A 26,135-nucleotide genomic window follows, 5' to 3' on the forward strand; every position below is an offset into this window, starting at 1 on the left:
TCTTCGCCGTGAATCAACAGACCCTCGTCAGCATCGCCATCCCAGCCTTCAACCCCGAGTTCTTCCGCGCCACTTTGCTCAGCGCGCTCAACCAGGATTACTCGACGCTGGAGGTGCTGGTCTGCGATGACAGCCGGGGCCTGGAGATCCAGCGTATCGTCGACGAGGTGGTGCGCGAGACCGGCAAGCCGGTGCGCTATGTGCGCAACCCACAGACCCTTGGGTTCGCCCGCAACGTGCTGGCGTGCCTGGAGCATGCTGAAGGGCCGCTGATCAAGTTCCTCTGTGACGACGACCGACTGTTCCCCGAATGTGTCGGCCTGCAGGCCGCGGTCATGGAACAGCATGCCGATGTCAGCATGACCATCTGCCAGCGCATGCTGTGCGCGGCCGACGATGCCTTGCTACCGCCGCGCATGCTCAATGCGGTGATGTGCCCGGAGGATGCGGTAGTCAAGGGCAGCGACTTGCTGGAAGCGTTGGAGACGAACGCCCCCAACCTGTTCGGCGGCCTCAGCCATGCACTGATGCGCCGTGACCTGGTGGCCGAGTTCCTGCCGGCGTTGGTGCAGGAGGGCAGCGGGTTCGCCGCGCGCCTGGACATGGCGCTGTACATTTGCCTCATGCGCCGAGGCAATCTGGGGCACCTGTCACGCTTTCTCAGCATGGAGCGCCTGCACCCTGCGCGCCTGAGTCACCAGGCAGGCATGACCTTGGCCTTCCCCATCGAGACCGACTGGATAAAGGCAATGCTGGCCGCGCGGGCAAGCGAGGCCGCTCCGGCCAGTGGCTGGGTGCGCTATCTGTCGCTGGAGCGATACCAGGGCGAGCAGGGCGCGCCGTGGGACGAGTACGAACTCAACCGCCTGTACGGGGCTCAGCAGGCCCGCCAGGCGCAGCAGGTTGGCACTGACTGCCTGTCGTTTGAAGAGGTATATGCCCAGTGGCTGGAGTGCCGTGACCTGTCGGCTGCACAGCTCAAGGCGTTGCCCAAGCGCTTCGAGCAGTGGCCCCGGCAGCCGCGTATCGTGCCGGTGATCTGGGCCGAGGCGGGTGAGGAACTGGCCCTGCGCGCGACCCTCGACAGCCTTGCTGCGCAGTCCTGGTCCGCGGCCGGCTGCTGGCTGCTGGCGCCGGCGGCGCTGGAATTGGTGGGCCACCCGGTCGCGGTTGAACGCATGCTCGTGCAGGGCAATGGCCTGGCCCAGCTGCAGGCGCGCCTGGCGCGTGCCGACGATGCCGACTGGATCCTGCTGCTGCGCGCTGGCGACCGCCTGGTGCCCCATGCTCTGGCGATCATGGGCGAGCGCATGGCACTTCGCGAGCGGGCCTGCATCTATGTCGACGAAGGTAGCCATGACGGGCTGCGCCCGACAACACCCATCTTCAAGCCGGACTTCAACCTCGACCTGATGCGCAGCCTGCCGTATGTAGGGCGCGTACTGGCATTCAACTGTGCCGCTCTGCGCGAGGTCGGCGGCTTCGACCCGGACTTCGATACCCTTGCACCCCACGACCTGCTGTGGCGCCTGGCGGAACGCCAGGGCCTGCAGGTCATCGAGCACATCGACGAACTTCTGGTGCATTGCCAGCACGACTTTGGCCAGTGGCTGCACGACCCGCGCTGCACACAGCAGGCGCCACGCGTGGTGCGGGCCCATCTGCAGCGGCTGGGCGTCGATGCCGAGGTTGTCGGTGCCGAAGGCATGTCATTGTGCCAGGTGGCGTACCGGCACCCGGAGCAAGCCCTGGTCTCGATCCTGGTTACGCTCGGGGAAGATCTGAGCGCGGCGATGCGTTGTGTCGAGTCTCTGTTCGAACACACCCGGTATGGCCATTTCGAGGTGCTGCTGATCGCCTCGCCGGATACGCCTGCCGACCTGCGTCAATGGCTGCAGGCCATGCAGGGGCTGGGCAGCAGCCAATTGCGGGTGATCGAAGTGGACAGCGGCAGCCAGCTGGCGCAGTTGAACCAGGCCAGCGAGGCTGCCCGTGGCGACTACCTTCTGATGCTCGACAGCGCCTGCGCCGCCTTCGACCGGTCCTGGCTGGAGCAGTTGATGGCCCAGGCCCAGCGCCCGGAGGTCGGCGTGGCGGCGCCCAAACTATGTACCCAAAGCGGCGAGATCTTTGGCGCCGGGCTGGTCCTGGGGCTGCATGGCGGCGTCAGCAGCCCGTTCGTTGGCATGCCGGCCGACAGCGGCGGCTACATGCTCCGGCTCAATGCCGTGCAGAACTGGAGCGCGCTGAGCCTGGACTGCCTGCTGGTGCGCCGCGAGCTGTTCGCCACGCTGGGCGGTTTCGATGTGCAGGGCCTCAAGGGCGGCCTGCAGGACGCCGACCTCTGCCTGCGCATCCGCGAACAAGGCTATCTGGCGGTGTGGACGCCCCATGCGGTGCTCGTTCGCTTCGCTTCGACCCGCGACGTGCGGACCAACAGCCAGCGCAAGGTAATGGACAAGGACATCTTCCATGAACGCTGGTTGGCCAAGGTTGCCCGCGACCCCGCCTACAACCGCAACCTGAGCCTGAAGATGGCCAGTTTCAACCTTGATGCCGGACAGCGTAGTGGCTGGGACCCGTTCATCAGCCGTGTGCTGCCGTCGGTGTTGGCGTTGCCGATCAACACCTCGGCGGTTGGTCACTACCGGGTGGCACAGCCGTTCACCGAGCTGGAACGCGCTGGCTGGATCCAGGGGCGGCTTGATTACAGTACCCCGGAGATGATCGAGATCGAGCGCGAGAAGCCCGATGTGATGATCTTGCAGTGTCGCTACACGGTCAATTCGATCGATGAAATGACGCGCTTCAAGCGCCTGTCGAACGCCCGGCGCATCTACGAGATCGACGACTACATCATCGAGGTGCCGGAAAAGAACGCCCATGCGCGGAACATACCGGCCAAGATGCGCGAGCTGGTCACCCAGGGTATTGCCTTGTGCGACCGCGTGGTGGTGTCGACCCAGCCGTTGGCCGATGCACTGTCGAGCATGCACCACGATATCCGGGTAGTCCCCAACATGCTCGCCGCCCCGCTGTGGGCCGGGCTGGCCAGCGAGCGCCAGACTAGCGCGCGGCCGCGTGTGGGTTGGGCGGGGGGCACCAGCCACCGGGGCGATCTTGAGCTGTTGCTGGACGTCATCAAGACCCTGGCCGACGAGGTCGACTGGGTATTCTTCGGCATGTGCCCGGATGCCCTGAGGCCTTATGTGAAGGAATTCCACAAAGGCGTGCCCTTGGCGTTGTACCCGCAGAAGCTGGCCAGTCTCAACCTCGACCTGGCACTGGCACCGCTCGAACAGAACCTGTTCAACGACTGCAAGAGCAACTTGCGCCTGCTTGAGTATGGTGCGTGCGGCTTCCCGGTTATCTGCACCGACACCAAGGCCTATGACGGCTACCTGCCTTGCACACGGGTGCGCAACAACACCTCGGAACAGTGGCTGGATGCGATCCGCATGCACCTGGCCGACCCCCAGGCCAGCTACCGCCAGGGTGATGCCCTGCGTGAGGCGGTGCTGCGGGACTACGTATTGATGCCGCAACATTTGCAGCAATGGGCGAATGCCTGGCTGGCGGATTGATTTTTTTCGCGTTCGTTGCGAGCGGGCGCCCAACTCTCCCTTCGAAGGTGCTTTATGGTCGATATCGCAAGCGGATCGCGCAGTGACGTTACGGTAGTGTTGCTGGGGCATAATCAGGCCGCTCATCGTGAGCGAGCGTTGCACTACTACCGTCAGGCGGGCATTGCCTGCCTGGCTCTGGAGGCCCTTGAGACCCATAGTCCGGGCGCTCTGTGCAGCGCACGCCTGAGTCAGGCGCTGCAGCAGGTTGCCACGCCGCTGGTCAATATGGCCCTGGATGCTGACTTCGTGCAGGCACCGGCACTGGACAGCGCTGCTGAATGCCTGAGCGCCAATCCGCTGGCGCTCGGTGCCCAAGGCTATGCCTTGGGGTACGTTCCGGGTAATGGTCAGGTGGCCTACTACAAGTTGGGCCACCCTTTTCCGGCGCTGGAGGGAGAGGGGGCCTCGGCGCGCATTCGGTCGCATGCGTTGGCGAACCAGCCGGCCTGGCGCGCCGTGGTCAGGGTCGAGAGGCTGCGTTCGGTGCTGGCCGACTTGCCGGAGGATCTGGATTTCGCCAGTTGGCGGGTTGCGCTGTCGTTGGCGTTGCTGGCCGACGGGGCCATCATCCAGCTCGACCAGACCGACGTCCTCTGTGAATTGGCGCCGCGCACTTTGTCGCTGACAGCCCGGGAAGAGCAACTGGTGCGGACTGTGCGTCTGTTGCGCGCGTGGGACGCCGAACGCCATGGTGTATGCGCCGGCGACGCGGGCTTTGTCGTGCTCAACCGCTTGGTGCGTGGCAGCTACGATGCAGGCGAGCCGACGTTGCTGTTCACCTCGCGCTGGACCAGTGTGATCGGCGACCCGGACCGCCAGTTCGAACCCCGGCAGTACATGGAAATGCCTTACTACCAAAAGGGCCTGTTCCAGCGCCTGGCGCAGTTTGAATTTCTTTGCCACGGCTGGCCAACCGGACGGGAGCATCGTCATGCACTGGAAGGCACCTGGGTGCGTCAGCGTGAACTGCTCGAAGTGCACCCCAACGACACCAAAGAGAGCCTGCAGCAGCGTTATTGGCAGGCCTTGGCATTGGGCTTGTTCAGCCGCGAGGTCTGCGAGCGTCTGCTGGCAACCCTGGAGGTCGAAGTGCACGCGGAAAAAGTCCGCGAATTGAGTGCCTGGCTTGAGCGCCTCGACAGCATTCCGGGTCAGGATGTGCCCGGGTGGCTGGCAACTACCGGCTCGGGCCGGCTGTTGCAGGTGTTGGCGGATGCAACGCCAGGGTCTGAGGTGCGTCAACGCGTGCTTGCGCAACTGGCCAAGCGGCCCGGCCCGCAAATCGGTTTCGTGGTCGCGGACTTGAAGGACGATGACCTTGCCCTGCAGGCGACCTTCGACAGCCTGCTGGCTACCGGGCTGCGCAATTTCAAGCTGGTAGTCCTCAAGGCCGGGAAACCACCGGCTATCACGACGGCGCGGGACACCTTGCATTTTGTCCAGGTGGAACCGGGTAACTGGGTTTCACACCTGAATCAGGCGCTGCGCCAGTTGCCGAGTGAATGGATGATGTTGCTGCAGGCAGGAGACATCCTTGCCGGTGGTGGCCTGCTGCGTCTGCAGTTGGAGCTGGGTGAGTCTCCGGCCTGCGATGCCATTTGTGCCGACGAGATACAACGCGATGAAGAGGGGCGTTTGCTGGGGATCATGCGCCCCGGTAGCGATCTCGACCTGTTGCGTAGCCAGCCGGCCCTGATGTCGCGTCACTGGTTGCTTCGCCGCCAGGCTGTGCTTGACCTGGGTGGCTTCGATAGCCGTTTTGGCCACGCGCTCGAATACGATCTGTTGCTGCGTCTTGTGGAAGAGCGCGGGGTCGGCGGCATGGCGCACATGGATGAGTATCTGGTGATCGGAGGACAGGCGCCGGAGCCGATGCGTTCCGAAGCGCTGGACATTCTCGACCGCCACCTGAAGCGACTGGGCTATCGGGGGCAGGTCAGCGATCAGGGTGCTGCCGGGTTGACCATCGATTTCCGGCACAACTCGACGCCGCTGGTCAGCATCCTGATGGTTCATGAGGGCGACCGCTCTGCGCTTGAGCGCAGCCTGAGCAGTCTGTTCCAGCGTACTCGCTACCCTCGCTACGAGATCGTGCTGGCCTGTACCCAGGATCAACATGGCCTGCTGTCCGACGCGCTTCGATCGTTCGCCGGCCGTCTGCGTCTGATCGTGACCGAGGTGGGAGAGAACCTGTTCAATCAGGCTGCACGACATGCGCGCGGTGAATACCTGGTGTTGCTGAGCGAACGTTGCCAGGTGATCTCCCCGGCCTGGATCGAGGCGATGCTCAACCAGGCACAACGGCCGGAGGTTGGGGTGGTCGGCGCGCGCCTGGTTGGCGCCGATGGCAGTCTCGCGCATGCCGGTTACGATTTGCTTGCAGGGCCGCGGTTGCATGCGCCCTGGACCGGCCTGCCCGGGGAGCACGCCAGCCAGGATCACTGGTCTTGCGTTGTGCGCGGTTGCCCAGCTGTGTCGGGGGATTGCTTGATGGTACGTACCGGCGTGTTCGAGCACTGCGACGGGTTGCAGGGCGGAATGGCGGCCGATGTCGATCTTTGCCTTGCCGCCACCGCTGCTGGCAGCCTGGTGGTATGGACTCCACAGGCGCAACTGATGATTGATGGTGCAGTTGCTCCAGCCCCCGAGGCGGTACAGGGGTTGCTGGCGAAGTGGCCGAGCGCGTTTACCCGTGAAGTGGCAGTCGATGGCCGGTGGGCTGGTGCCGAGGCGGGCTGGTTGACCCCGTTCAAGTAGCTGGCGCGGGAATTGCAAAAGCCGGGCAGGAGCCCGGCTTTTTTGCGCCTGGCGGCAAATAATTGACAGGCGTGGCGCCTGGTTTCACGTGGTGTGGACGAGGTTGTGAATGCAAAAGAAAGTGGCTGTGCTGCAGTCCAACTACATTCCCTGGAAAGGGTACTTCGACCTCATCGGCAGCGTCGATGCGTTCATCCTCTTCGATGATGTCCAGTACACGCGCCGCGACTGGCGTAACCGCAACAAGATCAAGACTGCCCACGGAGAGCATTGGCTGAGCATCCCGGTGAAAAACAAGGGGCGCTACGACCAATTGATCAACGAAGTTGAGATCAGTGAGCCTGGCTGGGCGGCTGCCCACTGGAAGACCATCGAAATGAGCTACCGTCGCGCGGCCTGCTTCCAGCAGATGGAAGGGCCTGTCAGGGCGCTCTTCGAGCAGGCCGCCGAGCTCACTCATCTTTCGCGTATCAATCACCTGTTCATCGCCGGCCTGTGCCCCCTGCTGGGTATACGAACGCCGCTTTATCGTTCCGAAAACCTGGGCCATGCAACCGGCAAGAATGAGCGTCTGATCCAGTTATGCCAAGCAGTAGGTGGTACGCATTACCTGTCGGGACCGGCAGCCAGCTGTTACCTGGACGAGGCCGCGTTCGCTACTGCCGGGCTTGGCCTTTCGTACATGAGTTATGACGGCTATCTCGAATACCCGCAACTGTACGGCGAATTTCAGCACGCGCTGAGTGTCATCGACCTGCTGTTCAACACCGGCGCCGACGCGCCTGCCTTCCTGGAGCGGCGACCATGAGCACGACCATTTTGCGAGAAGTGGAACAGTACTATTCCTCGCGTATTCGCGAGCATGGCGCCACTCCGGAAGGGGTTGACTGGAACGGTACTGCTTCCCAGCATCTGCGCTTCGAACAGCTGCTCAAACTGGTGTCGCAGGAAGAATGGCAGCGGGGTTTCAGCCTGGTCGACGTGGGTTGTGGTTATGGGGCATTGCTCGACTGGCTGCGCGAACGCGGCGGCGTAGTGGACTATCACGGCTATGACCTGTCACCCGAAATGATTGCGTCGGCCCGCGCCACGCATGGTGAGGACCAGTTCACCTGTTTCGAGGTCGCCGACCGGCCCACCCGGACGGCCGATTACGCGGTAGCCAGCGGCATTTTCAACGTGTCCCAGCAGACGCCACGGGAAGCCTGGGAAGAATATATTGCCGAGGTGCTTCGCACCATGGATGCGTGCTCGACCAAAGGCTTTGCCTTCAACTGCCTTACCAGCTACTCCGACGCGCCATTCATGCGCGACTACCTGTATTACGGTGACCCGTGCTTCTACTTTGATCTGTGCAAAAGAACCTACTCCAGGCAGGTGGCACTCTTGCACGACTATGGCTTGTACGAATTCACCCTCCTCGTGCGCAAGGCCCCGTGACCTGCCATTCGACTTCCCTGTTTCCTGGAGATATCCATGCTCAAGAAAGGCTCTACTTCCGTTACCCAGTCCAGCGACAGTCAGCTAGAGGCACGGGAACGACTCTGGCAGTCCTTTGCCAATGCACCGCTCGATGACGCCGAAAAGGAGCGCAACCTCGGCCTGTTCATCCGCTCGGCCTCCCTTGCGCGGATGCTGGCGATTTCCGACCTGTACCGCGAGATCGTCTCGCTGCCCGGCTCGGTGCTCGACTTCGGCACCTGGCGCGGCCAGAACGCCGTGCTCTGCGAGAATCTGAGGGCCATATTCGAGCCGTTCAACAAACAGCGACGCATTGCGGCATTCGATACCTTCGCTGGCTACAAATCGCACGCCAGCGACAGCAAAGTGACCAACGAAAATTTCCAGGACGGTTGCTACGATACCGGCAGCGGTTATGCCGATTACCTGCGCCATCTGCTTGCATTGCACGAGAGCATCAATGCCTTGCCACAGGTTTCCAGCGGCCATCAGGTGGTCGAGGGCGATATCAAGGATACCTTGCCACGTTTCATCGAGGAGAATCGCAATCTGCTGGTGGCGTTGGCCTTTTTCGACATGAACCTGGAAGGGCCGACCCGGTTTGCCTTGGAACAGATCCTGCCGCGCTGTGTGCCGGGTTCGCAGCTGGTGTTCTTCCAGTTGCAGCGTGATTTCCTGCCAGGCGAGGGTTACGCCTACGTAGCTGAAGTGCTGGGCAAGGTTCGTCACGAGATCAAGCGCTCACAGACCTACCCGTCCCTGTGCATCGTCAAAGTGCTGTAAGAGGGCATGCCATGTTCCTGATCATTGGTAACGGCATGGTTGGCCTGGCGATCGCCGCCGGCCTTTCCCGTTCGGTACCCGCCGAGCGCATTACAGTGGTAGGCCCGATGTCGCGGCCCTACAGCGCCTCGATGGCTGCTGCAGCCATGCTCAACTCGTTCGCGGAGCTGGAGCCGGGTGCGTTGGACAAACCGCGAGACCGCCTCAAGTTCGAGTTGAGTCAGGCTTCCGCGCGGTTGTGGGGGGCGTTTGTCGAAGAGTTCGAGATACCCGCCGAGCATTACCGTTTGGGTACCGTGCTGGTCAACAACAATGCCTCCAACAGGTTCGAGGACCAGGCGTTCGACGCCATCGCCGATTATCTCGAAGAGTTTGCCGAGCCGTATGAGCGGATCGAGCCGACCCTGGAACCGGCCTATTCACCGGCTTCGGCCTATCGCAGTCGCAATGCCCTCTTCCTGCCCCGCGAAGGCGTGGTCAACCCAGATGGTGTCATCCAGGCCCTGCAACAGACGCTGGCAAGGCGCGGTGTACGCTTTGTCGAGGGTGTGGTGGAGTCTCTCGACAAGATCGGTGGCCGAACCTGCGGGGCTCGCCTGGCCGATGGTCGGGTGCTGGCTGCGGAGCGTGTGGTCCTCGCCAATGGCAGCAAGGCGACCCGGCTGTGGGCCGAAGACGACTGCATTCGGGTCATCAACGGCGTCGGCGCTACTGTTGTTCTGAAGAACCCGGGGATCCAGGGTCGTTACGTGCTTCGCACGCCAAATCGTGGCGGCGCCTGTGGTATCTACCATGCGCCCTATCAGGACGATCTGTTCGTGGTAGGGGCGACAAACCTGATCACCACTGTCGATGAACAGGTCCCACGTGCCGAGTCCGTGGCGGCCCTGATAAATGGTGCGATCAATCAGGTCAACCAGATGCACCGTGCCAGCGGCTTCGTGCGATACAACTTCGGCTATCGACCGGTGAGCCTGGATGGCTATCCGGTAATCGGCCAGCTCAATGACAACACATTCATTGCGACCGGTACGCGGCGGGATGGCTATCACTTTGCGCCTTGGCTGGCTGACAACCTGGCGGCGCTGTTGCAGGGGGTGCAGCTCTCGCCCCAGGCGCGTGCGTACTTCGAATACACCCGGCCACATCGGCGCGCAATGCTTGATGATTCGGTCGAAGCGTGCTGCCGCAAATACGCGGCAGTCAAATGTTCGGCGCTTTCCCAGCATGGCTATGACGCGGGGCATACCGATGCCGACCAGGCGCTCGAGGGCCACTACTACCAGCGCGCGAGGGATTTCTTTGCCCGTAACGGCCTTGAGAAGGCAGTACAGGTCGAGTTTCTCGATGCGCTCATTGGCGGCTACCTGCCGCTGAGCGATTTCACCTGACCACGTGCTGGAGAATACGAACGTGAGCAAACAGGTCATACCTTTCAACAAGCCTTTCGTCGTTGGCAAGGAATTGTTCTATATCGCCCAGGCAGTGATGAACGGCGGCATCGCTGGCGACGGACAGTTCACTCAATCGTGTCAGCAATGGTTGGAAGACAACCTGGGATGCCCCAAGGCGCTGCTGACCCATTCCTGTACCGCGGCGCTGGAGATGGCGGCGATCCTGGCTGATGTCGGGCCGGGGGATGAGGTCATCATGCCGTCGTTCACGTTCGTATCTACCGCCAATGCTTTCGTGCTGCGCGGTGCGGTTCCGGTATTCGTGGACATACGCCCGGACAGCCTCAACCTTGACGAGCGTCTGGTCGAAGCCGCGATCACCGAGAAAACCAAGGCGATCGTGGCGGTGCATTATGCAGGGCAGCCTTGTGACATGGACGCGCTGCTGCGTATCTGCAACAACCATGGCCTGATGCTTATCGAAGACGCTGCTCAGGCGATTCTCGCCAGGGAAAAGACCCGTGCACTTGGTACCATCGGGCACCTCGGTTGCCTGAGTTTCCATGAAACCAAGAACGTCATCAGTGGTGAGGGAGGGGCGTTGCTGATCAACGACCCGAAACTGATCGAGCGTGCAGAAATCATCTGGCAGAAGGGGACCAACCGCAAGGCGTTCGCCCGGGGTGAAGTCAGCAAATATACCTGGGTCGATGTCGGCTCTTCGTTCCTTCCCAGCGAATTGACGGCCGCCTTCCTCTATGCACAGCTGGAGCAGGGCGAAAGCATCAACTCTCATCGGCGTGGTTTGTACGAGGCTTATTACAATCAGTTGCAGGCGCTGGAAGCCGATGGCTTTTTCCAGCTTCCCCGTACGCCAGGGGGGCGGCCAGCCAATGCGCACATTTTCTACCTGTTGATGCGCAACAACCAGGAACGCAGCGAGCTGATCCAGTTCTTGCGTGAACGGGATATCCATGCAGTGTTCCACTACGTACCGCTGCACGATTCACCTGCCGGCCTGCGGTATTCCCGCAGCATCGGAGAGCTGCCGGTAACCTGTGATGTTGCCCAGCGTCTGGTGCGCTTGCCACTTTACTCGGACATGACTGCTCGCCAGGTTGCCCGAGTGTGCGCAGCAATCGCCCAGTTCTTTGCCGAGCCTCGCGCTGTCTGAGGCCGGCTTGCCTGTATTTTCCTGATTCTGGAGTTTCCAAGCGATGCCCAATTCTGCCGGGGTTGACGCCCATTCGCTCGACCAGGCACTGACGCGCCTGAGGTTGATGTATGCCAAGCCGGAGCATCCGTACTACATCCTGGCACCCGACTACCGGGAAACCTCCTCGGGCGTCGCGTCGCTGCACTATCTTTGCCACGTGCTCAACCTGAACGGGCGCGAGGCTTATATCTGTGGCGGTCAGGTGGTCAATCCGGACCTAAAAACGCCATTGCTGGACCCGCTGACGCAGAAGCGGCATCAGGCCGAAGGCAAGGTGCCGATAGCTGTCTATCCGGAAGTGGTGGTGGGCAACCCGCTTGGCTGCGATGTGGTGGCGCGTTTCCTGCTGAACTTCGAGGGTTTTCTTACCGGCCAGAGCATGCAGGCCGCTGGCAGAGACCTGTTGTTCTATTCCGGCGCCCTGATCGCCGCACGGCATGGCTATCCGGATGGCGACTTGCTGTGCCTGCCGACGATCGATGTCGAGCTGTTCAGCGCGCCGGCACCGGGCACGCTGCGGGAAGGTAAGTACCTTTACCAGAATCGCCACCCGCTGGAGCAGATCGACTATTCGCAGTTGCCTGACGATATCCAGCTGCTGAGCATGGCCAATGCCCTGACATTACCCGAGCTGGCAGTGCTGCTGCGTAAGGCCGAAGTGCTTTATACCCACGAATGGTCGATGACCTGCGTGATCGCGGTCCTTTGTGGCTGCCCGGTGATCTTCATTCCAGGGCACGGCATCGACGAGCAGTTTCTTGAGGCCAGCTTCATCGGCAGCCAGGGTTTCGCCATGCTCGATCGGCCCGGCGCATTCGAGCGTGCCAGCGCAGGGCTGGAAGGTGCCCTGCAGCGTTATGTGGAAAGAACGGCACCCTTCTGGCAACACCTCGAGGTGTTCATCGCCAAGACCCAGTTTGCAGCCCGTCGCGAGGCGGCCGGCAATCACAGCGGTATGCTGGCATGGCTGCGTCAGCGTTACCCGCTGCCGCAGCAGTTACAGTTGATGCAGGACCGGCTGGTGGCGCCCGATGCGCCCTCGATCGCCGTCTTGGTGCGGGATCACGGCGACCCGGGAGCCCTGGCGCGTACCCTGGGCAGCCTGGACGACTTACTGTACCAACGCATCCAGGTCTGTGTGCTGGGTGCGGTGGAGCCGCGTCGCCCGAACGTGCAGTGGTTGCCAGCTGATGCTCGAGCGCCGCTGGCCGCCATCAATGGCCTGCTGGAGAGCAGCCCCTGTGATTGGTGCATGCTGGTAGACGCGGGCGTGGAATTTACCGCCAGTGGCCTGCTGGTGGCGGCTCTCGACCTGGCACAGGCTCCGGTGACGTTTGGTGCGGTGTTTGCCGACGAGGCCGTGCGAGGCGCCGATGACAGCGTTGAAGCCCGTCTGCGACCCGACCTCAATCTGGACATGTTGCTGGCGCACCCGGCCGCATTGTCGCGGCACTGGTTGTACCACATGCGCACGCTCGTGCAGCAGGGTGGGTTCGACCCGGCTGCAGGGGGGGGCTTCGAATTGGCCTACCAGCTGCGATTGATTGTCGACCATGGCCTGGGGGTTGTGGGTCATATCAGCGAGCCGCTGTTGATCTCCAGTCTGCCGGACCTCACTGTATGCGACGATGAGCGCACGGTCATCCAGAAGCATCTGTTGGAGCGTGGTTATCCTGATGCGCAGGTTCGTTCGATCGAGCAAGGGGCGAATTGCTACCAGATCGACTATGGGCATTCGCGGCCAGCCTCGGTGAGTGTGATCCTCTACATCGAAGGCGACCTGTCACGGTTGCAGCGCTGCCTTGAACAGTTGTTGCAGAACACGGCAGTTGTCCCGCATGAAGTGCTGTTGGTAGAACCAGGCAATGACGATCCGGTGCTGCTGCAGTGGCTGGACATGCTGAGCCAGGTTGAGCCAGGACGAGTCCAGGTATTGCGTTTCATGCCGGGGCAGCCTCGTGAGGCCATGCGCAACGCCGCGGCGCAGGAGGCGCAGGGCGAGTTTTTGCTATGGCTGGATGCTACCGCCATGGTCAGTGATGGTGATTGGCTGCCAGCCTTGCTAAACCATGCACAGCGCCCTGAGGTCGGGGCTGTGGGGTGCATGCTGGCGAGCGCCGATGGGGTGATTCAGCAGGCAGGTCTGGTACTTGGGCTGGGTGGCAGCGTCGGTCCTGCATTCGCCGGGCATGTACTCGGCGATGAGGGTGCTCTGTCGGCGCTGGTGACCGAGCGTAACGGTGTAGCCGTGGGGGATCGTTGTCTGATGGTGCGGCGTGAAACCTTCCTTCAATCGGGTGGTTTCTCCGTCGACCCGTTATTGGCGCCCTGGGCTGAAGCCGACCTGTGCCTGCGCCTGCAGCAGGCCGGCTATCTGAATGTCTGGACGCCACGCGCCAGGCTGCTGCTGGAAGCAGCTCCCGCTGCTGCGATCAGTGCTGAACAGGAGGATGCGCTTTACGCTCGCTGGTTGCCGCAACTGGTCAGCGATCCCTCCTACAACGCCAACCAGTCATTGCTCGCCGGCCACAGCCATGCGCGGCAGGACAACGGTCTGTGCTGGCGGCCATTGCAAGGCATTGCTCCGACGGTGCTGGCCTTCGCTGCCGACCAGCAGGCGGCCGGGCAGGCCCGCGTAATACAGCCCCTCATGGCGATGCGCAACGCCGGCTTGATCGATGGTTCGGTAACCATGGGGGTTCTGACCCTGGTGGATATCCAGCGCTATGCGCCCTCGAGTATTGTCTTGCAGCGCCCGCTGGCGGATGCGGGGTTGCAGACCTTGCGTCGTCTGCGCGCATTCTCCCAGGCATTCAAGGTGTATGAGCTGGACGGTTATATCCCGGAATTGGGGTTCGACGCCGGCCTGAGTGCGGATGAATTACTGCAGCGCATGAGCCATGGGCTGATGCAGGCAGACAGAGTGGTCGTTGCTGCCCCGGCGTTGGCGGAGCTGTTGCAAGGACAGCACGATGACGTGCGCTTGCTTGAAAGCGCGCTACCTGCTGCCTGGGGCCAGTTGCAAGGTTTGCGGCGCATGGCGCAAAGGCCGCGTCTGGGCTGGATCGGCAACAAGGATGCTGCCTTGCTGGCCGAGGTGGTTCCGGCGATGGCGCATGAGGTCGATTGGATCGTCCTGGGCGACTGCCCGCAAGCGCTGCGGCCGTTCGTCCGAGAGCACCACCCGCAGGTCACTGGCGAAATGCTGGGCAATAGCCTCGCTGCCCTGAATCTCGACCTGGCGCTGGTGCCGATGGCCGAGACCTTGGGCAGCGCCTGCTCAGCCGATCTGCGGGTGCTCCAGCACGCTGCTTGCGCACATCCTGTGATCTGTAGCCGAGTCGCCGGTTTCGCTGGCGCAGATACCTTGCCGTTGTCGAGGGTGGAAAACCAGACGGCTGACTGGCTACGGGTCATTCGTCTGCATCTGGACGACCGCGACGCGTCGGCAGCGTTGGGTGATGCCTTGCAGAATGCCGTCCGGGCGAACTGGCTGCTTCAGGGGGAGCGCCTGGAGGCGTGGCGCCGGGCCTGGCTGGCCTGAGTCACGGTCGTATGCCGGGTGCCCGCGCGATGCGGGTGCCTGGCAGCGCACGCCGGGTCATGGTTGCGCACGAGGGGCATTGATCTTGTCGGGCGATTGGCCGATCGTATGAACAACCGTGACTTGGCAGTCGAAACGTGCATCTCTAAGCTATCGAGTCTGCGGGCAGTCTCGTCGTCTTTTCACCCGAGGTATCTGAACCCGGCGCGAAAGCCCGCGAATTTTCGCCATATCTATCGGGAAGCCACAATGATTGGCATCAAAAGCATCGCCAGTTACGTACCTGTCGAGGGCGTCGACAATTACGCGCAGGGCGCGAAATTCGGCAAGGACCAGGATTTCATCTTCGGCAAGATCGGTTCGACCTTCCTGCCGCGCAAGGAAGCCTCCCAGGAAACCTCTGATCTTTGCGTGGAGGCAGCAAAAAACCTGTTTGCTGCCAATCCTGGTCTTGATCCTGCGTCCATCGATGTCGTGATCGTCGTGACCCAGAACGGCGACGCCGAAGGCTTGCCGCATACCGCTGCCATCGTGCAGCACAAGCTGGGGCTGACCACCCAGGTCGCAGCTTTCGATATCTCCCTGGGCTGCTCGGGCTATGTCTACGGCCTGTATGCCATGAAGGGCTTCATGGAAGCGGCAGGGCTGAAAAACGGCCTGTTGATCACCGCAGACCCGTACTCGAAGATTGTCGACCCCGAAGACCGTAATACCACCATGCTGTTTGGTGACGCCGCCACTGCAACCTGGATGGGAGAGGGCGCGGTATGGCAGCTTGGCAAGTCGCTGTTTGGCAGCGACGGAGCAGGGGCCGAGCACTTGCGTACTACCGACGGCAAGTTCTTCATGAATGGTCGTCAGGTCTATAACTTTGCCCTGGTCAAGGTGCCTGCTCACCTTCAGCAGTTGCTCGATGCCAGCGGCCTCAAGGCCGGCGACATCGACCTTTATTGCCTCCACCAAGGTAGCGCGGCAATCGTCGACGCGGTGTCGGCGCGCTTTGTAGAGGGCGAGTACAGGCAGCGGTTCGTCAAGGACATGGTCGAGACCGGCAATACCGTCTCTTCGAGCATTCCGTTGTTGCTGGAAAAGCATGTGCTGGGTTCGCAGCACCAGCGGGTTGCCCTGAGCGGTTTCGGCGTAGGCCTTTCCTGGGGTTCGGCAATCATCGAGCGCTGTGATTGACCGGCCCTCATCGATTACAAGACGCCGCCGCTTCAGGGCGGCGTTTTCTTTTCTCTGCTGCGCAGCGAGTGCGCCTGTAATCTGGCGTCAAACCCTTGATTTCATTGGGATGGCCGGATGCCAGCAAAAAAAGTGAGAAAACGCCCTAAAGCAAACTGCCCTGACGACGATAAACATTACGAAGGTTCTCTGTGCCACACCCGGCGAATTGCCAAGGCCGGAAGCCGTAGTACCCAATCCAACGAGGAATTCGTCATGGCTTTGACTGTTAACACCAACACCACCTCTCTGGGCGTTCAGAAAAACCTGAACCGTGCTTCCGATGCGCTGAGCACCTCGATGACCCGTCTGTCCTCCGGCCTGAAAATCAACAGCGCCAAAGACGACGCCGCCGGCCTGCAGATCGCTACCCGCATGACCTCGCAGATCCGTGGTCAGACCATGGCTATCAAAAACGCCAACGACGGTATCTCCATCGCCCAGACCGCTGAAGGCGCGATGCAAGAGCAGACCAACATCCTGCAGCGTATGCGTGAACTGGCCGTTCAGTCCCGAAACGACTCGAACAGCACCAACGACCGTGTCGCTCTGGACAAAGAATTCCAGTCGATGGCTTCGGAACTGACCCGTATCGCCAACAGCACCCAGCTGAACGGTAAGAACCTGCTGGACGGTTCGGCTTCGGTCATGACCTTCCAGGTTGGTTCCAACACCGGTTCCGCCAACCAGATCACCATCGACCTGAGCGCCAAGTTCACCGCTTCGGACCTGGGCGTTACCTCCTCGATCAACATTCAGGGTTCCGACACCACCACCGCCGAAGCCAACTTCAGCGCTGCTGTTTCGGCCATCGACGCCGCTCTGCAAACCATCAACAGCAACCGTGCTGACCTGGGTGCCGCGCAGAACCGTCTGACCAGCACCATCAACAACCTGCAAAACATCAACGAAAACGCCGAAGCTGCTCGTGGCCGTGTACAGGACACCGACTTCGCTGCTGAAACTGCCCAGCTGACCAAGCAGCAGACCCTGCAGCAAGCTTCCACCTCGGTTCTGGCCCAGGCCAACCAGCTGCCGTCGGCAGTACTGAAGCTGCTGGGCTAATCTGCCTGGTTGCTGGCGGGGAAGTGCTGGTAAGGCACTTCCCCGCCTTTTCATTGCGAGGTGGTGGGCATGGACATGAGCGTCAAGCTGAACCTGTCTTATCCGGCCGCACGTCCGGCCGAGCAGGTTGCCGAAAAACCGGTTGCCCGGTCGACGGAAAACGTAAAACCCGAAGACGACAAGAAAGACGCCAAGGCGGTGCAGGATGCCGACAAGGTCAAACATGCCGTTTCGGAGATCGAAAAGTTCCTGAAGGCGTCGCAGCGTAATCTGGAATTTTCCACGGATGAAGAATCCGGCAAGATCGTGGTCAAGGTCATCGCGACCGACAGTGGTGAACTGATTCGCCAGTTGCCCTCGGAAGAGGCCCTGCGGATCGCTCACAGCCTGAGCGATGTCAAAAGTGTTCTGTTCGACGCCAAGGTATAGTTGGCGGCGAACACCAATGAAGTGATGCATGTCTGTCCCGCAGGAGCGGGTTGACGCGTTGATGAGAGGGACTACAGCATGGCAAGCCCGATTACTTCCAGTACAGGCCTAGGTTCTGGTCTCAACATTACCGAGATCGTGACCGCGTTGGTCAAGGCCGATACATCCGCCAAGCAGGCGCAGATCACTCGGCAAACCAGCAACAACACTGCGATGATTTCGGGTATCGGCTCGCTGCGCAGTGCCCTCACGGCATTCCAGGACGCCATGAAGGCGCTCAACAACAAGGATGCACCGTCGTTCAACGCCTATGCAGCGACCTCGGCCAACGAGTCGGTGGTCAAGATCAAGTCGAGCAACTCGGCGGTAGCGGGTAGCTATGACATCGTGGTAGACAAGCTGGCCACCAGCTCGAAAGTGGCCAGCCAGCAGTTCAGCGGTGGGGCCACCAGCCCGATCAGTGCTGGCCAGCTGACCATCAGCCAGAACGGCAAGACCTACAACCTGGACGTGGCCAGTGGTGCGACGCTGCAAAGTGTGCGCGACCAGATCAACAAGGAAATGAGCGCGAACGGCATTTCCGCCAACATCGTCAACGAGGAAGGCGGCTCGCGCCTGGTGCTCAGCTCTACCACCACAGGTGCGGGGACTGACATCTCCCTGAGCGGTATCGCCGAGCTGGCAATCGATGGCACCACGCAGATGTCCGGGACCGGTGCGGGCTTCATCACTGCCAAGGCCCAGGATGCCGAACTGACCATCGATGGCTTGAAGGTCAAGAGTGCCTCCAACACGCTCGATAGCGCCATCAGCGGCATGACCCTGGAGTTGACCGGGGTCAGCCCCAAGGCCAGCGGAGCTACCACTGGTACGCCGACTGCGGTCACCGTTGCAGCGGACAACGATGGCCTGAAGAAGTCGGTGCAGAGCTTCGTCGATGCCTACAATACGCTGCAGAAGGCGATCACTTCGCTGACGTCGACCAGCCGTGATGACGATGACAAGCTGGTGCTCGGCCCGCTCACCAACGACCCTACCACCCGCTCTTTGCTGGGTGATGTGCGCAAGGTACTGAGTGAGGTAGGGGCCGGCGACCAGCTGACCACGCTGAGCCAGTTGGGTATCAACACCCAGAAGGATGGCACGCTCGAATTCAACAGCAGCAAGTTCACCGCCGCGATGAACGACAAGAAGCTCGGCCCGGAAGTGCAGGAGCTGTTCACCGGTACCGACGGCATCTTCGAGCGCATGAACAAGGCCATCGATCCTTACAACAAGACCGATGGCAGCCTTGCAACGCGCAAGTCGAACCTCGACAAGGCGATCTCGGAGCTGGCGAACCAGCAGGCCGCGCTTGATCGCCGCACCGAGTCCCTGACCGAATCGCTGACCAAGAAGTACGTGGCCCTGGACACCGCCCTGGGCAAGATGAAAGCCCAGGCCGACCAGATCACCTCGATCTTCGAAGCGATCAACGCCCAGGCCAAGAAATCCTGATCGGCTGAGCATGCCAAAAGCCCGGCGGCGTCCGCGAGACGCCCCGGGCTTTTTGCTTTTCCCCTAAAGTTTTTTGACGTACAGGCGATACAGCAGGTACAAGCAACTTTTTACCGCAGCAACGAGGCAGATCCATGAACCCGATGTTGGCCCTTCGGCAGTACCAGAAAGTCAACGGCGCAGCGCAGACGTCCGAAGCCAGCCCGCACCGCCTGGTGCAGATGCTCATGCAGGGCGGCCTTGATCGCATGGCGCAGGCCAAGGGAGCCATTGCCCGCAACGACATCGCGCAAAGAGGCATCCTCATCGGCAAGGCCATCGACATCATCGGTGGCCTGCGTGAAGGCCTGGACCTGGAAAACCATGCCGATAGCCTGGCTGAGCTGGACAGCTTGTACATGTACATGAGCCGTCGCCTGATCGAGGCCAACGTCAAGGGTGACCCGGCCATCATCGACGAGGTCGCGCGCCTGCTGATCACTGTGAAGGAAGGTTGGGACGCAATCGGCGATCAGTCGTCGGCTTCCTGATAAAGGAGGATGACATGAGCGAAGTAATCGCCCGGATCGAGCAGACCCGGGAAATGCTGCTGGCGGCGCTGGCCGAGCGCAACTGGGAAGCGGTGGGGGAGCTGGACCTGGAATGCCGCTTGCGCATCGGTGACATGGTCAGTGAGGCGAAGGGCAACGAGGCCGATGTCAGTGCCAGCCTTGAGCAGTTGTTGGCCGTATACCGTCAACTAATCGAAGTTGCAAGTGGCGAACGTCAATCCTTGGTGGATGAAATGACGAAAATCCGTCAGGCGAAGAACGCGGCAAAGGTATACCATTTGTTCACCTGACCACAGATGTTGCCAAAAGCCATGCGCCATTAATTTGACTGGCTGGTGTTTTTTGACTTTACTAGTGGCTGTTTTCGAATTTCAGACGTCCGAACACTGACCATTCAGTCGGAATGATGTCGAGCACGCCCTCGGGCGCCGATATGACTAGGGAAGTTGCTATTGCATGTGGCGTGAAACCAAGATTCTGCTGATCGACGACGACAGCGCACGCCGCCGCGACCTGGCGGTGGTGCTTAACTTCCTCGGCGAAGAAAACCTCGCTTGCTCCAGCCAGGACTGGCAGCAAGTGGTCGAGCCGTTGTCTTCGAGTCGCGAAGTGCTGTGCGTGCTTATTGGCACTGTAAATGCCCCGGGCAGTGTGCTTGGGCTCGTTAAGACAGTGACTGGGTGGGATGAGTTCCTTCCGGTTCTGCTTTTAGGTGAAATTTCTTCTGCGGAGTTCCCGGAAGACCTTCGCCGCCGGGTGCTTTCCAACCTGGAAATGCCGCCAAGCTACAGCCAGCTGCTGGATTCGCTGCACCGTGCCCAGGTCTATCGCGAGATGTACGACCAGGCGCGCGAGCGTGGTCGCCAGCGCGAACCCAACCTGTTCCGCAGCCTGGTCGGCACCAGCCGTGCCATTCAGCACGTGCGGCAGATGATGCAGCAAGTGGCCGATACCGATGCCAGCGTGCTGATCCTGGGTGAGTCCGGCACCGGCAAGGAAGTGGTCGCGCGCAACCTGCACTACCATTCCAAACGCCGCGAGGCGCCGTTCGTGCCGGTCAACTGCGGTGCGATCCCGGCCGAGCTGCTGGAAAGCGAACTGTTCGGCCACGAGAAGGGTGCCTTCACCGGGGCGATCACCAGCCGTGCCGGGCGTTTCGAGCTGGCCAACGGCGGTACCCTGTTCCTCGACGAAATCGGCGACATGCCGTTGCCGATGCAGGTCAAGCTGTTGCGCGTGCTGCAGGAGCGTACCTTCGAGCGCGTGGGCAGCAACAAGACCCAGAGCATCGATGTGCGCATCATTGCCGCGACTCACAAGAACCTCGAGACCATGATCGAGGAGGGTACGTTCCGCGAAGACCTGTACTACCGCCTGAACGTGTTCCCTATCGAGATGGCGCCGCTGCGTGAGCGGGTGGAAGACATCCCGCTGCTGATGAACGAGCTGATCTCGCGTATGGAGCACGAGAAGCGCGGGTCCATCCGCTTCAACTCCGCGTCGATCATGTCGCTGTGTCGCCACGGCTGGCCGGGTAACGTGCGCGAGCTGGCCAACCTAGTCGAGCGTATGGCGATCATGCACCCGTACGGGGTGATTGGCGTTTCCGAGCTGCCGAAGAAATTCCGTTACGTCGATGACGAAGACGAGCAGATGGTCGACAGCCTGCGCAGCGACCTGGAAGAGCGCGTGGCGATCAATGGCCATACGCCGAACTTCAGCAACCACGCCATGCTGCCACCTGAAGGCCTGGACCTGAAGGACTATCTGGGCAGCCTGGAGCAGGGCCTGATCCAGCAAGCGCTGGACGATGCCAACGGTATCGTTGCGCGTGCGGCTGAACGTTTGCGCATTCGCCGCACCACCTTGGTCGAGAAGATGCGCAAGTATGGCATGAGCCGCCAGGGCGGCGAGGAACAGGCGGAGGATTGACGGCTGGGGCGGGGTGTTCGGCTTGGCGTTGATGGTGTCTGTTAGGTCGAGCGCCGCCCGCGCGGCGGTTCTCGAGTGTTTGCCGTTGTACTTTCTGCGCCTGTGAGACCGAGCGCCGCCCGCGCGGCGCTTCGCGGGACAAGCCCGCTCCCACATTTGTTGCAACGTGCCGAACCTGTCAGGCCATGGTTGTCAGCCTTGTTGCCTTGACGCGGTTTCCCGGCTGGCGCTACCGCCGTCTCTCCAGTCTCAAACTCTCCGCCAAAGCGGGCAACGCCTCTCCCACAGGCATGGCCACGTTGCAACAAATGTGGGAGCGGGCTTGTCCCGCGAAGCGCCGCGCGGGCGGCGCTCGGTCTCACAGGCGCAGAAAGTGTCAAGGCGAATACCCGCGAAGCGCCGCGCGGGCGGCGCTCGGCCTCACAGGCGCAGAAAGCGTCAAGGCGAATACCCGCGAAGCGCCGCACGGGCGGCGCTCGATCGCACCCCATACACTCCACATTCCGCAATACTTTTCAATGCTCCAATCCGTCGCATGCGCCTATGTTTCCTGAGCCTTTGTGCGAGGAAACCACATGGAGCGTGCTCAATCCCATCTCTTGCGCCGTGGCCGCTTCTCCATACCCGGCGGCCTGTATCTGTTAACAACCGTAACGAATAATCGAAAGCGAATGTTCACGGATTTTTGGCTGGCCCGAGCGGTGATTCAGCAACTTCGGCAGGCTGAGCGCGAAGGTGCGTGTCAGTCATTGGCCTGGGTTGTGATGCCGGACCATCTCCATTGGTTGATTCAGCTGAACGACTCGACATTATGTAGCTTGATGCGACGATTTAAGTCGCGCAGCAGTCATGCGCTGTATCACCGAGGAATGCGGCGCGAAAAAGTGTGGCAAGCGGGCTATCAGGACCATGCCATTCGGCGAGAGGAAGACATTCGCAGGGTGGCGAAATATGTAATTTGCAACCCATTGCGGGCGGGGTTGGCAAGCAGGGTCGGTGATTATCCACATTGGGACGCCGTATGGGTCTGAGTCATCTGGAAGCGGTGAGCGCCGTCCGCGCGGCGCTTCGCGAGTGTTTGCCGTTGTACTTTCTGCGCCTGTGAGATCGAGCGCCGCCCGCGCGGCGCTTCGCGGGGCAAGCCCGCTCCCACATTTGTTGCAACGTGCCGAACCTGTCAGGCCATGGTTGTCAGCCTTGGTGGGATGGCTGTATTTCTGGGTTGGCACTACTGCCGCCCCATTGCCTCAAGCCTTGCACCAAGGCTGGCAACGCCTCTCCCACAGGCATGGCCACATTGCAACAAATGTGGGAGCGGGCTTGTCCCGCGAAGCGCCGCGCGGGCGGCGCTCGATCTCACAGGCGCAGAAAGTGTCAAGGCGTATATACCCGCGGCGGCGCACGATATGCGCCCCACCAAAATCTCAAACCCTGCATTAAACCCCATCTCCGGCACGGCTATTGCTACACCGCTGGCAACACACCGTTTTTATGACGGTCAGCCATGCGAGAGAGCAACATGCCCCAGGCCGCCCACATATCCCTAGCCCCCGGTCCGCAGGGGCAGCCCCCGATCGAGCAGGACAGCCGCCAGGGTGTCGAGCAGGCCTTCGCTCTGTTCAATCAGGTCTCGAGCCAGCTGAGCCAGTCCTATAGCCTGCTGGAAGCCCGGGTCAGCGAACTCAAAGGCGAGCTGGCGGTGGTCAGCGCCCAGCGCATCGATGAACTGAGCGAAAAGGAACGCCTGGCCAACCGCCTGCAGAACCTGCTGGACCTGCTGCCCGGCGGGGTGATCGTGATCGATGGCCAGGGCCTGGTACGCGAAGCCAACCCGGCCGCCTGCGAATTGCTCGGCGAGCCGCTGGTCGGCCAGCTGTGGCGCCAGGTGATCGCTCGCAGCTTTGCCCCGCGCAAGGATGACGGTCACGAAGTCTCGCTGCGCGACGGCCGCCGTCTGTCCATTGCCACTCGCTCGCTGGATGCCGAGCCTGGCCAGTTGGTGTTGCTCAACGACCTGACCGAAACCCGTCGCCTGCAAGACCAGCTGGCTCGCCACGAGCGCCTGTCTTCGCTGGGGCGCATGGTCGCCTCGCTGGCGCACCAGATCCGCACGCCACTGTCGGCGGCGATGCTCTACGCCAGCCACCTGGCTGATCCCGAACAAGACCTGAGCGCGGAAACCCGCCAGCGCTTTGCCGGGGCCCTGAAAGAGCGCCTGCACGAATTGGAACACCAGGTGCGCGACATGCTGGTATTCGCTCGGGGTGAGCTGCCGCTGAATGATCGAGTCACGCCAAAAGCCTTGTTCCAGGCCCTGCAGCAGGCTGCCCAGGCGCATGTGCAAGGGCACGCCGTGCGCTGGCAGTGCGACAGCCACCTGGGTGAGCTGCTGTGCAACCGCGACACCCTGGTTGGTGCATTGCTCAACCTGATCGAAAATGCGCTGCAAGCCAGCGACGGCCCGGCGCGACTGAAGGTGCACCTGTTCCGTCGCGAGCGCAGCCTGCACCTGTGTGTAAGCGACGCCGGCAGTGGCATCGATGGCGACCTGCTCGGCCGCCTGGGCGAGCCGTTCCTGACCACCAAGGCCACTGGCACCGGCCTGGGCCTGGCCGTGGTCAAGGCCGTGGTGCGCGCGCACCAAGGTGCGCTGCGCCTGCGCTCCAGGGTTGGCCGTGGCACCTGTGTGCGGGTGGAGCTGCCGTTGATCGACGGGCAGCTGGCGGAGGGCATGTAATGACGATCAAGGTGCTGCTGGTCGAGGACGACCGCGTATTGCGCCAGGCGCTGGGCGATACCCTGGAAATCGGCGGCTTCGCCTACCAGGCGGTGGGCAGTGCCGAAGAAGCGCTGGAAGCGGTGCTGGAGGAGGCCTTCAGCCTGGTAGTCAGCGATGTGAACATGCCAGGCATGGATGGGCACCAACTGCTAGCCCAGCTGCGCCGCCAGCAACCGCAACTGCCCGTGTTGCTGATGACGGCGCATGCCGCGGTGGAGCGTGCCGTCGAGGCGATGCGCCAAGGCGCCGCCGACTATCTGGTCAAGCCGTTCGAGCCCAAGGCGTTGCTCAGCCTGGTCGAGCGGCATGCCGCCGGGCGCGTGGCTGAAGAAGAAGGCCCGGTGGCCTGCGAACCAGCCAGTCGACAGTTGCTGGAGCTGGCCGCGCGGGTGGCGCGCAGTGACTCGACCGTGCTGATTTCGGGCGAGTCCGGCACCGGCAAGGAAGTGCTGGCGCGCTTCATTCATCAGCAATCGTCGCGGGCGGCGCAGCCCTTCGTGGCGATCAATTGTGCTGCCATCCCCGACAACATGCTCGAGGCCACGCTGTTCGGCCACGAAAAGGGTGCCTTCACTGGCGCCATTGCCGCCCAGGCCGGCAAGTTCGAGCAGGCCGAGGGTGGCACCTTGCTGCTTGATGAGATCTCGGAGATGCCGATGGCCTTGCAGGCCAAGCTGCTGCGGGTGCTGCAGGAGCGCGAGGTGGAGCGGGTGGGTGGGCGCAAGCCGATCAGCCTGGATATCCGTGTGCTGGCTACTACCAACCGTGACCTGGCTGGCGAAGTGGCGGCCGGGCGTTTCCGTGAAGACCTCTACTACCGCCTTTCGGTGTTCCCCCTGGCCTGGCGCCCACTGCGCGAACGCCCGGGTGACATCCTGCAACTGGCCGAGCGCCTGTTGGCGCGTCACGTGGCCAAGATGAAGCACGCCCCGGTGCACCTGTCGCCCCAGGCCCGGGCCTGCCTGCAGGCGTATGCCTGGCCGGGCAACGTACGCGAACTGGACAACGCCCTGCAGCGGGCGCTGATCCTGCAGCAGGGCGGGGTGATCGAGGCGGCGGATTTTTGTCTGGCAGGCGCCATTCCATTGTCAGCTGGCATCGAGCCATCACCTGAGGTGGTGGCCGAGCCTGGCGGGCTGGGCGATGACATGCGTCGTCATGAGTACCAGATGATCATCGACACCCTGCGCGCCGAGCGCGGCCGCCGCAAAGAGGCGGCCGAACGCCTGGGGATCAGCCCGCGTACCTTGCGCTACAAGCTGGCGCAGATGCGCGATGCCGGGTTTGACGTCGAGGCCAGCCTGTTCGGCTGACAAAAACCTCAGAGCTTGCGCAGCCTTTGTAGGAGCAGCCTTGTGCTGCGAAGAGGCCAGCAAGGCAGAAGGTGGTCTGTTGCATCAAAGGCCCCTTTCGCAGCACAAGGCTGCTCCTACAGTGAACCGAGGTGCGCGTGCCAAGGCTGGCACCTTTGTTGCTTTACGTTGGCTATCCGCCGCATCACTGTCAAAAAAATGCGGCCGCAGGAGAGAGAAGGGTCATGAGCCAAGGTGTTGAATTCAATCGTCTGATGCTGGACATGCGGGCCATGCAGGCCGATGCCATGTCGCTGCCCAAGGTGGCCGCCGCTCCCGAGCTGGCACCGGGGCAGAGTACCTTTGCCGACATGCTCGGCCAGGCCATCGGCAAGGTGCATGAGACTCAGCAGGCTTCGACCCAGCTGGCCAACGCCTTCGAGATCGGCAAAAGTGGTGTCGACCTGACCGATGTGATGATCGCTTCGCAAAAGGCCAGCGTGTCGATGCAGGCCCTGACCCAGGTACGCAACAAGCTGGTCCAGGCGTACCAGGACATCATGCAGATGCCGGTTTGAGGACGGA

At 61.8% G+C, this 26,135-nt stretch carries 19 protein-coding genes; all 19 read left to right on the top strand.

Features of this window, described 5'->3' with window-relative positions:
* Positions 1-8 precede the first annotated feature (8 nt).
* Positions 9-3,584: a glycosyltransferase gene (locus CAG18_RS16430; protein WP_085721199.1), complete on the top strand. Its 3,576-nt coding sequence runs from the start codon at positions 9-11 to the stop codon at positions 3,582-3,584.
* Positions 3,585-3,638: 54 nt separating this feature from the next.
* Positions 3,639-6,383, top strand: a complete 2,745-nt coding sequence (locus tag CAG18_RS16435) for a glycosyltransferase (protein ID WP_043935795.1) — start codon at positions 3,639-3,641, stop codon at positions 6,381-6,383.
* A gap of 127 nt (positions 6,384-6,510) precedes the next feature.
* Positions 6,511-7,191: a WbqC family protein gene (locus tag CAG18_RS16440; protein WP_223997984.1), complete on the top strand. Its 681-nt coding sequence runs from the start codon at positions 6,511-6,513 to the stop codon at positions 7,189-7,191.
* Positions 7,188-7,823: a class I SAM-dependent methyltransferase gene (locus CAG18_RS16445; RefSeq protein WP_015271230.1), complete on the top strand. Its 636-nt coding sequence runs from the start codon at positions 7,188-7,190 to the stop codon at positions 7,821-7,823. The genes CAG18_RS16440 and CAG18_RS16445 overlap by 4 nt, the downstream gene beginning before the upstream one ends.
* Before the next feature lie 36 nt (positions 7,824-7,859).
* Entirely contained in the window at positions 7,860-8,627 is a 768-nt protein-coding gene (locus CAG18_RS16450) for a hypothetical protein (protein WP_003257274.1), read from the top strand.
* An 11-nt stretch (positions 8,628-8,638) separates the two neighbouring features.
* Positions 8,639-10,018, top strand: coding sequence for an FAD-binding oxidoreductase (locus CAG18_RS16455; RefSeq protein WP_015271229.1), 1,380 nt, complete (start codon positions 8,639-8,641; stop codon positions 10,016-10,018).
* Positions 10,019-10,040: 22 nt separating this feature from the next.
* Positions 10,041-11,195 (top strand): dTDP-4-amino-4,6-dideoxygalactose transaminase, encoded by a 1,155-nt coding sequence (gene rffA / locus CAG18_RS16460; RefSeq protein WP_015271228.1) that lies wholly within the window; start codon positions 10,041-10,043, stop codon positions 11,193-11,195.
* Positions 11,196-11,238: 43 nt separating this feature from the next.
* On the top strand, positions 11,239-14,781 hold the full coding sequence (locus CAG18_RS16465; protein ID WP_085721200.1) for a glycosyltransferase: 3,543 nt from the start codon (positions 11,239-11,241) through the stop codon (positions 14,779-14,781).
* A gap of 249 nt (positions 14,782-15,030) precedes the next feature.
* Positions 15,031-15,966, top strand: coding sequence for a ketoacyl-ACP synthase III (locus tag CAG18_RS16470; protein WP_015271226.1), 936 nt, complete (start codon positions 15,031-15,033; stop codon positions 15,964-15,966).
* Between the two features lie 255 nt (positions 15,967-16,221).
* On the top strand, positions 16,222-17,070 hold the full coding sequence (locus CAG18_RS16475) for a flagellin domain-containing protein (RefSeq protein WP_015271225.1): 849 nt from the start codon (positions 16,222-16,224) through the stop codon (positions 17,068-17,070).
* A 69-nt stretch (positions 17,071-17,139) separates the two neighbouring features.
* A complete protein-coding gene (locus CAG18_RS16480) occupies positions 17,140-17,499 on the top strand; it encodes a flagellar protein FlaG (RefSeq protein WP_015271224.1) in 360 nt (119 codons plus the stop codon).
* Positions 17,500-17,577: 78 nt separating this feature from the next.
* Complete coding sequence (fliD, locus tag CAG18_RS16485) at positions 17,578-18,996, top strand: flagellar filament capping protein FliD (protein WP_085721201.1); 1,419 nt, start codon at positions 17,578-17,580, stop codon at positions 18,994-18,996.
* A gap of 134 nt (positions 18,997-19,130) precedes the next feature.
* Positions 19,131-19,526 (top strand): flagellar export chaperone FliS, encoded by a 396-nt coding sequence (gene fliS / locus CAG18_RS16490; protein ID WP_003257284.1) that lies wholly within the window; start codon positions 19,131-19,133, stop codon positions 19,524-19,526.
* 14 nt (positions 19,527-19,540) lie between these two features.
* Complete coding sequence (locus tag CAG18_RS16495; RefSeq protein WP_085721202.1) at positions 19,541-19,837, top strand: flagellar protein FliT; 297 nt, start codon at positions 19,541-19,543, stop codon at positions 19,835-19,837.
* 166 nt (positions 19,838-20,003) lie between these two features.
* Positions 20,004-21,479, top strand: coding sequence for a transcriptional regulator FleQ (gene fleQ / locus CAG18_RS16500; protein ID WP_015271222.1), 1,476 nt, complete (start codon positions 20,004-20,006; stop codon positions 21,477-21,479).
* A 575-nt stretch (positions 21,480-22,054) separates the two neighbouring features.
* Entirely contained in the window at positions 22,055-22,510 is a 456-nt protein-coding gene (locus tag CAG18_RS16505; protein WP_085721203.1) for a transposase, read from the top strand.
* Between the two features lie 488 nt (positions 22,511-22,998).
* Complete coding sequence (locus CAG18_RS16510; RefSeq protein WP_085721225.1) at positions 22,999-24,216, top strand: PAS domain-containing sensor histidine kinase; 1,218 nt, start codon at positions 22,999-23,001, stop codon at positions 24,214-24,216.
* Positions 24,216-25,571, top strand: a complete 1,356-nt coding sequence (locus CAG18_RS16515) for a sigma-54 dependent transcriptional regulator (protein ID WP_047595711.1) — start codon at positions 24,216-24,218, stop codon at positions 25,569-25,571. The genes CAG18_RS16510 and CAG18_RS16515 overlap by 1 nt, the downstream gene beginning before the upstream one ends.
* A 224-nt stretch (positions 25,572-25,795) precedes the next feature.
* On the top strand, positions 25,796-26,128 hold the full coding sequence (gene fliE, locus CAG18_RS16520) for a flagellar hook-basal body complex protein FliE (protein ID WP_013973606.1): 333 nt from the start codon (positions 25,796-25,798) through the stop codon (positions 26,126-26,128).
* Positions 26,129-26,135: the final 7 nt, after the last annotated feature.

This window comes from Pseudomonas sp. B22(2017), assembly GCF_002113105.1.
Lineage (GTDB): Bacteria > Pseudomonadota > Gammaproteobacteria > Pseudomonadales > Pseudomonadaceae > Aquipseudomonas > Aquipseudomonas asiatica.

What these genes read in the sequence shown, in the direction of transcription:
- fliD (WP_085721201.1), top strand. Translation starts at nt 17,578, where the DNA reads ATGGCAAGCCCGATTACTTCCAGTACAGGCCTAGGTTCTGGTCTCAAC.
- CAG18_RS16480 (WP_015271224.1), top strand. Translation starts at nt 17,140, where the DNA reads ATGGACATGAGCGTCAAGCTGAACCTGTCTTATCCGGCCGCACGTCCG.
- fliS (WP_003257284.1), top strand. Translation starts at nt 19,131, where the DNA reads ATGAACCCGATGTTGGCCCTTCGGCAGTACCAGAAAGTCAACGGCGCA.
- CAG18_RS16495 (WP_085721202.1), top strand. Translation starts at nt 19,541, where the DNA reads ATGAGCGAAGTAATCGCCCGGATCGAGCAGACCCGGGAAATGCTGCTG.
- CAG18_RS16475 (WP_015271225.1), top strand. Translation starts at nt 16,222, where the DNA reads ATGGCTTTGACTGTTAACACCAACACCACCTCTCTGGGCGTTCAGAAA.
- CAG18_RS16445 (WP_015271230.1), top strand. Translation starts at nt 7,188, where the DNA reads ATGAGCACGACCATTTTGCGAGAAGTGGAACAGTACTATTCCTCGCGT.
- fleQ (WP_015271222.1), top strand. Translation starts at nt 20,004, where the DNA reads ATGTGGCGTGAAACCAAGATTCTGCTGATCGACGACGACAGCGCACGC.
- CAG18_RS16435 (WP_043935795.1), top strand. Translation starts at nt 3,639, where the DNA reads ATGGTCGATATCGCAAGCGGATCGCGCAGTGACGTTACGGTAGTGTTG.
- CAG18_RS16470 (WP_015271226.1), top strand. Translation starts at nt 15,031, where the DNA reads ATGATTGGCATCAAAAGCATCGCCAGTTACGTACCTGTCGAGGGCGTC.
- CAG18_RS16455 (WP_015271229.1), top strand. Translation starts at nt 8,639, where the DNA reads ATGTTCCTGATCATTGGTAACGGCATGGTTGGCCTGGCGATCGCCGCC.
- CAG18_RS16515 (WP_047595711.1), top strand. Translation starts at nt 24,216, where the DNA reads ATGACGATCAAGGTGCTGCTGGTCGAGGACGACCGCGTATTGCGCCAG.
- CAG18_RS16450 (WP_003257274.1), top strand. Translation starts at nt 7,860, where the DNA reads ATGCTCAAGAAAGGCTCTACTTCCGTTACCCAGTCCAGCGACAGTCAG.
- CAG18_RS16510 (WP_085721225.1), top strand. Translation starts at nt 22,999, where the DNA reads ATGCCCCAGGCCGCCCACATATCCCTAGCCCCCGGTCCGCAGGGGCAG.
- CAG18_RS16505 (WP_085721203.1), top strand. Translation starts at nt 22,055, where the DNA reads ATGGAGCGTGCTCAATCCCATCTCTTGCGCCGTGGCCGCTTCTCCATA.
- CAG18_RS16465 (WP_085721200.1), top strand. Translation starts at nt 11,239, where the DNA reads ATGCCCAATTCTGCCGGGGTTGACGCCCATTCGCTCGACCAGGCACTG.
- fliE (WP_013973606.1), top strand. Translation starts at nt 25,796, where the DNA reads ATGAGCCAAGGTGTTGAATTCAATCGTCTGATGCTGGACATGCGGGCC.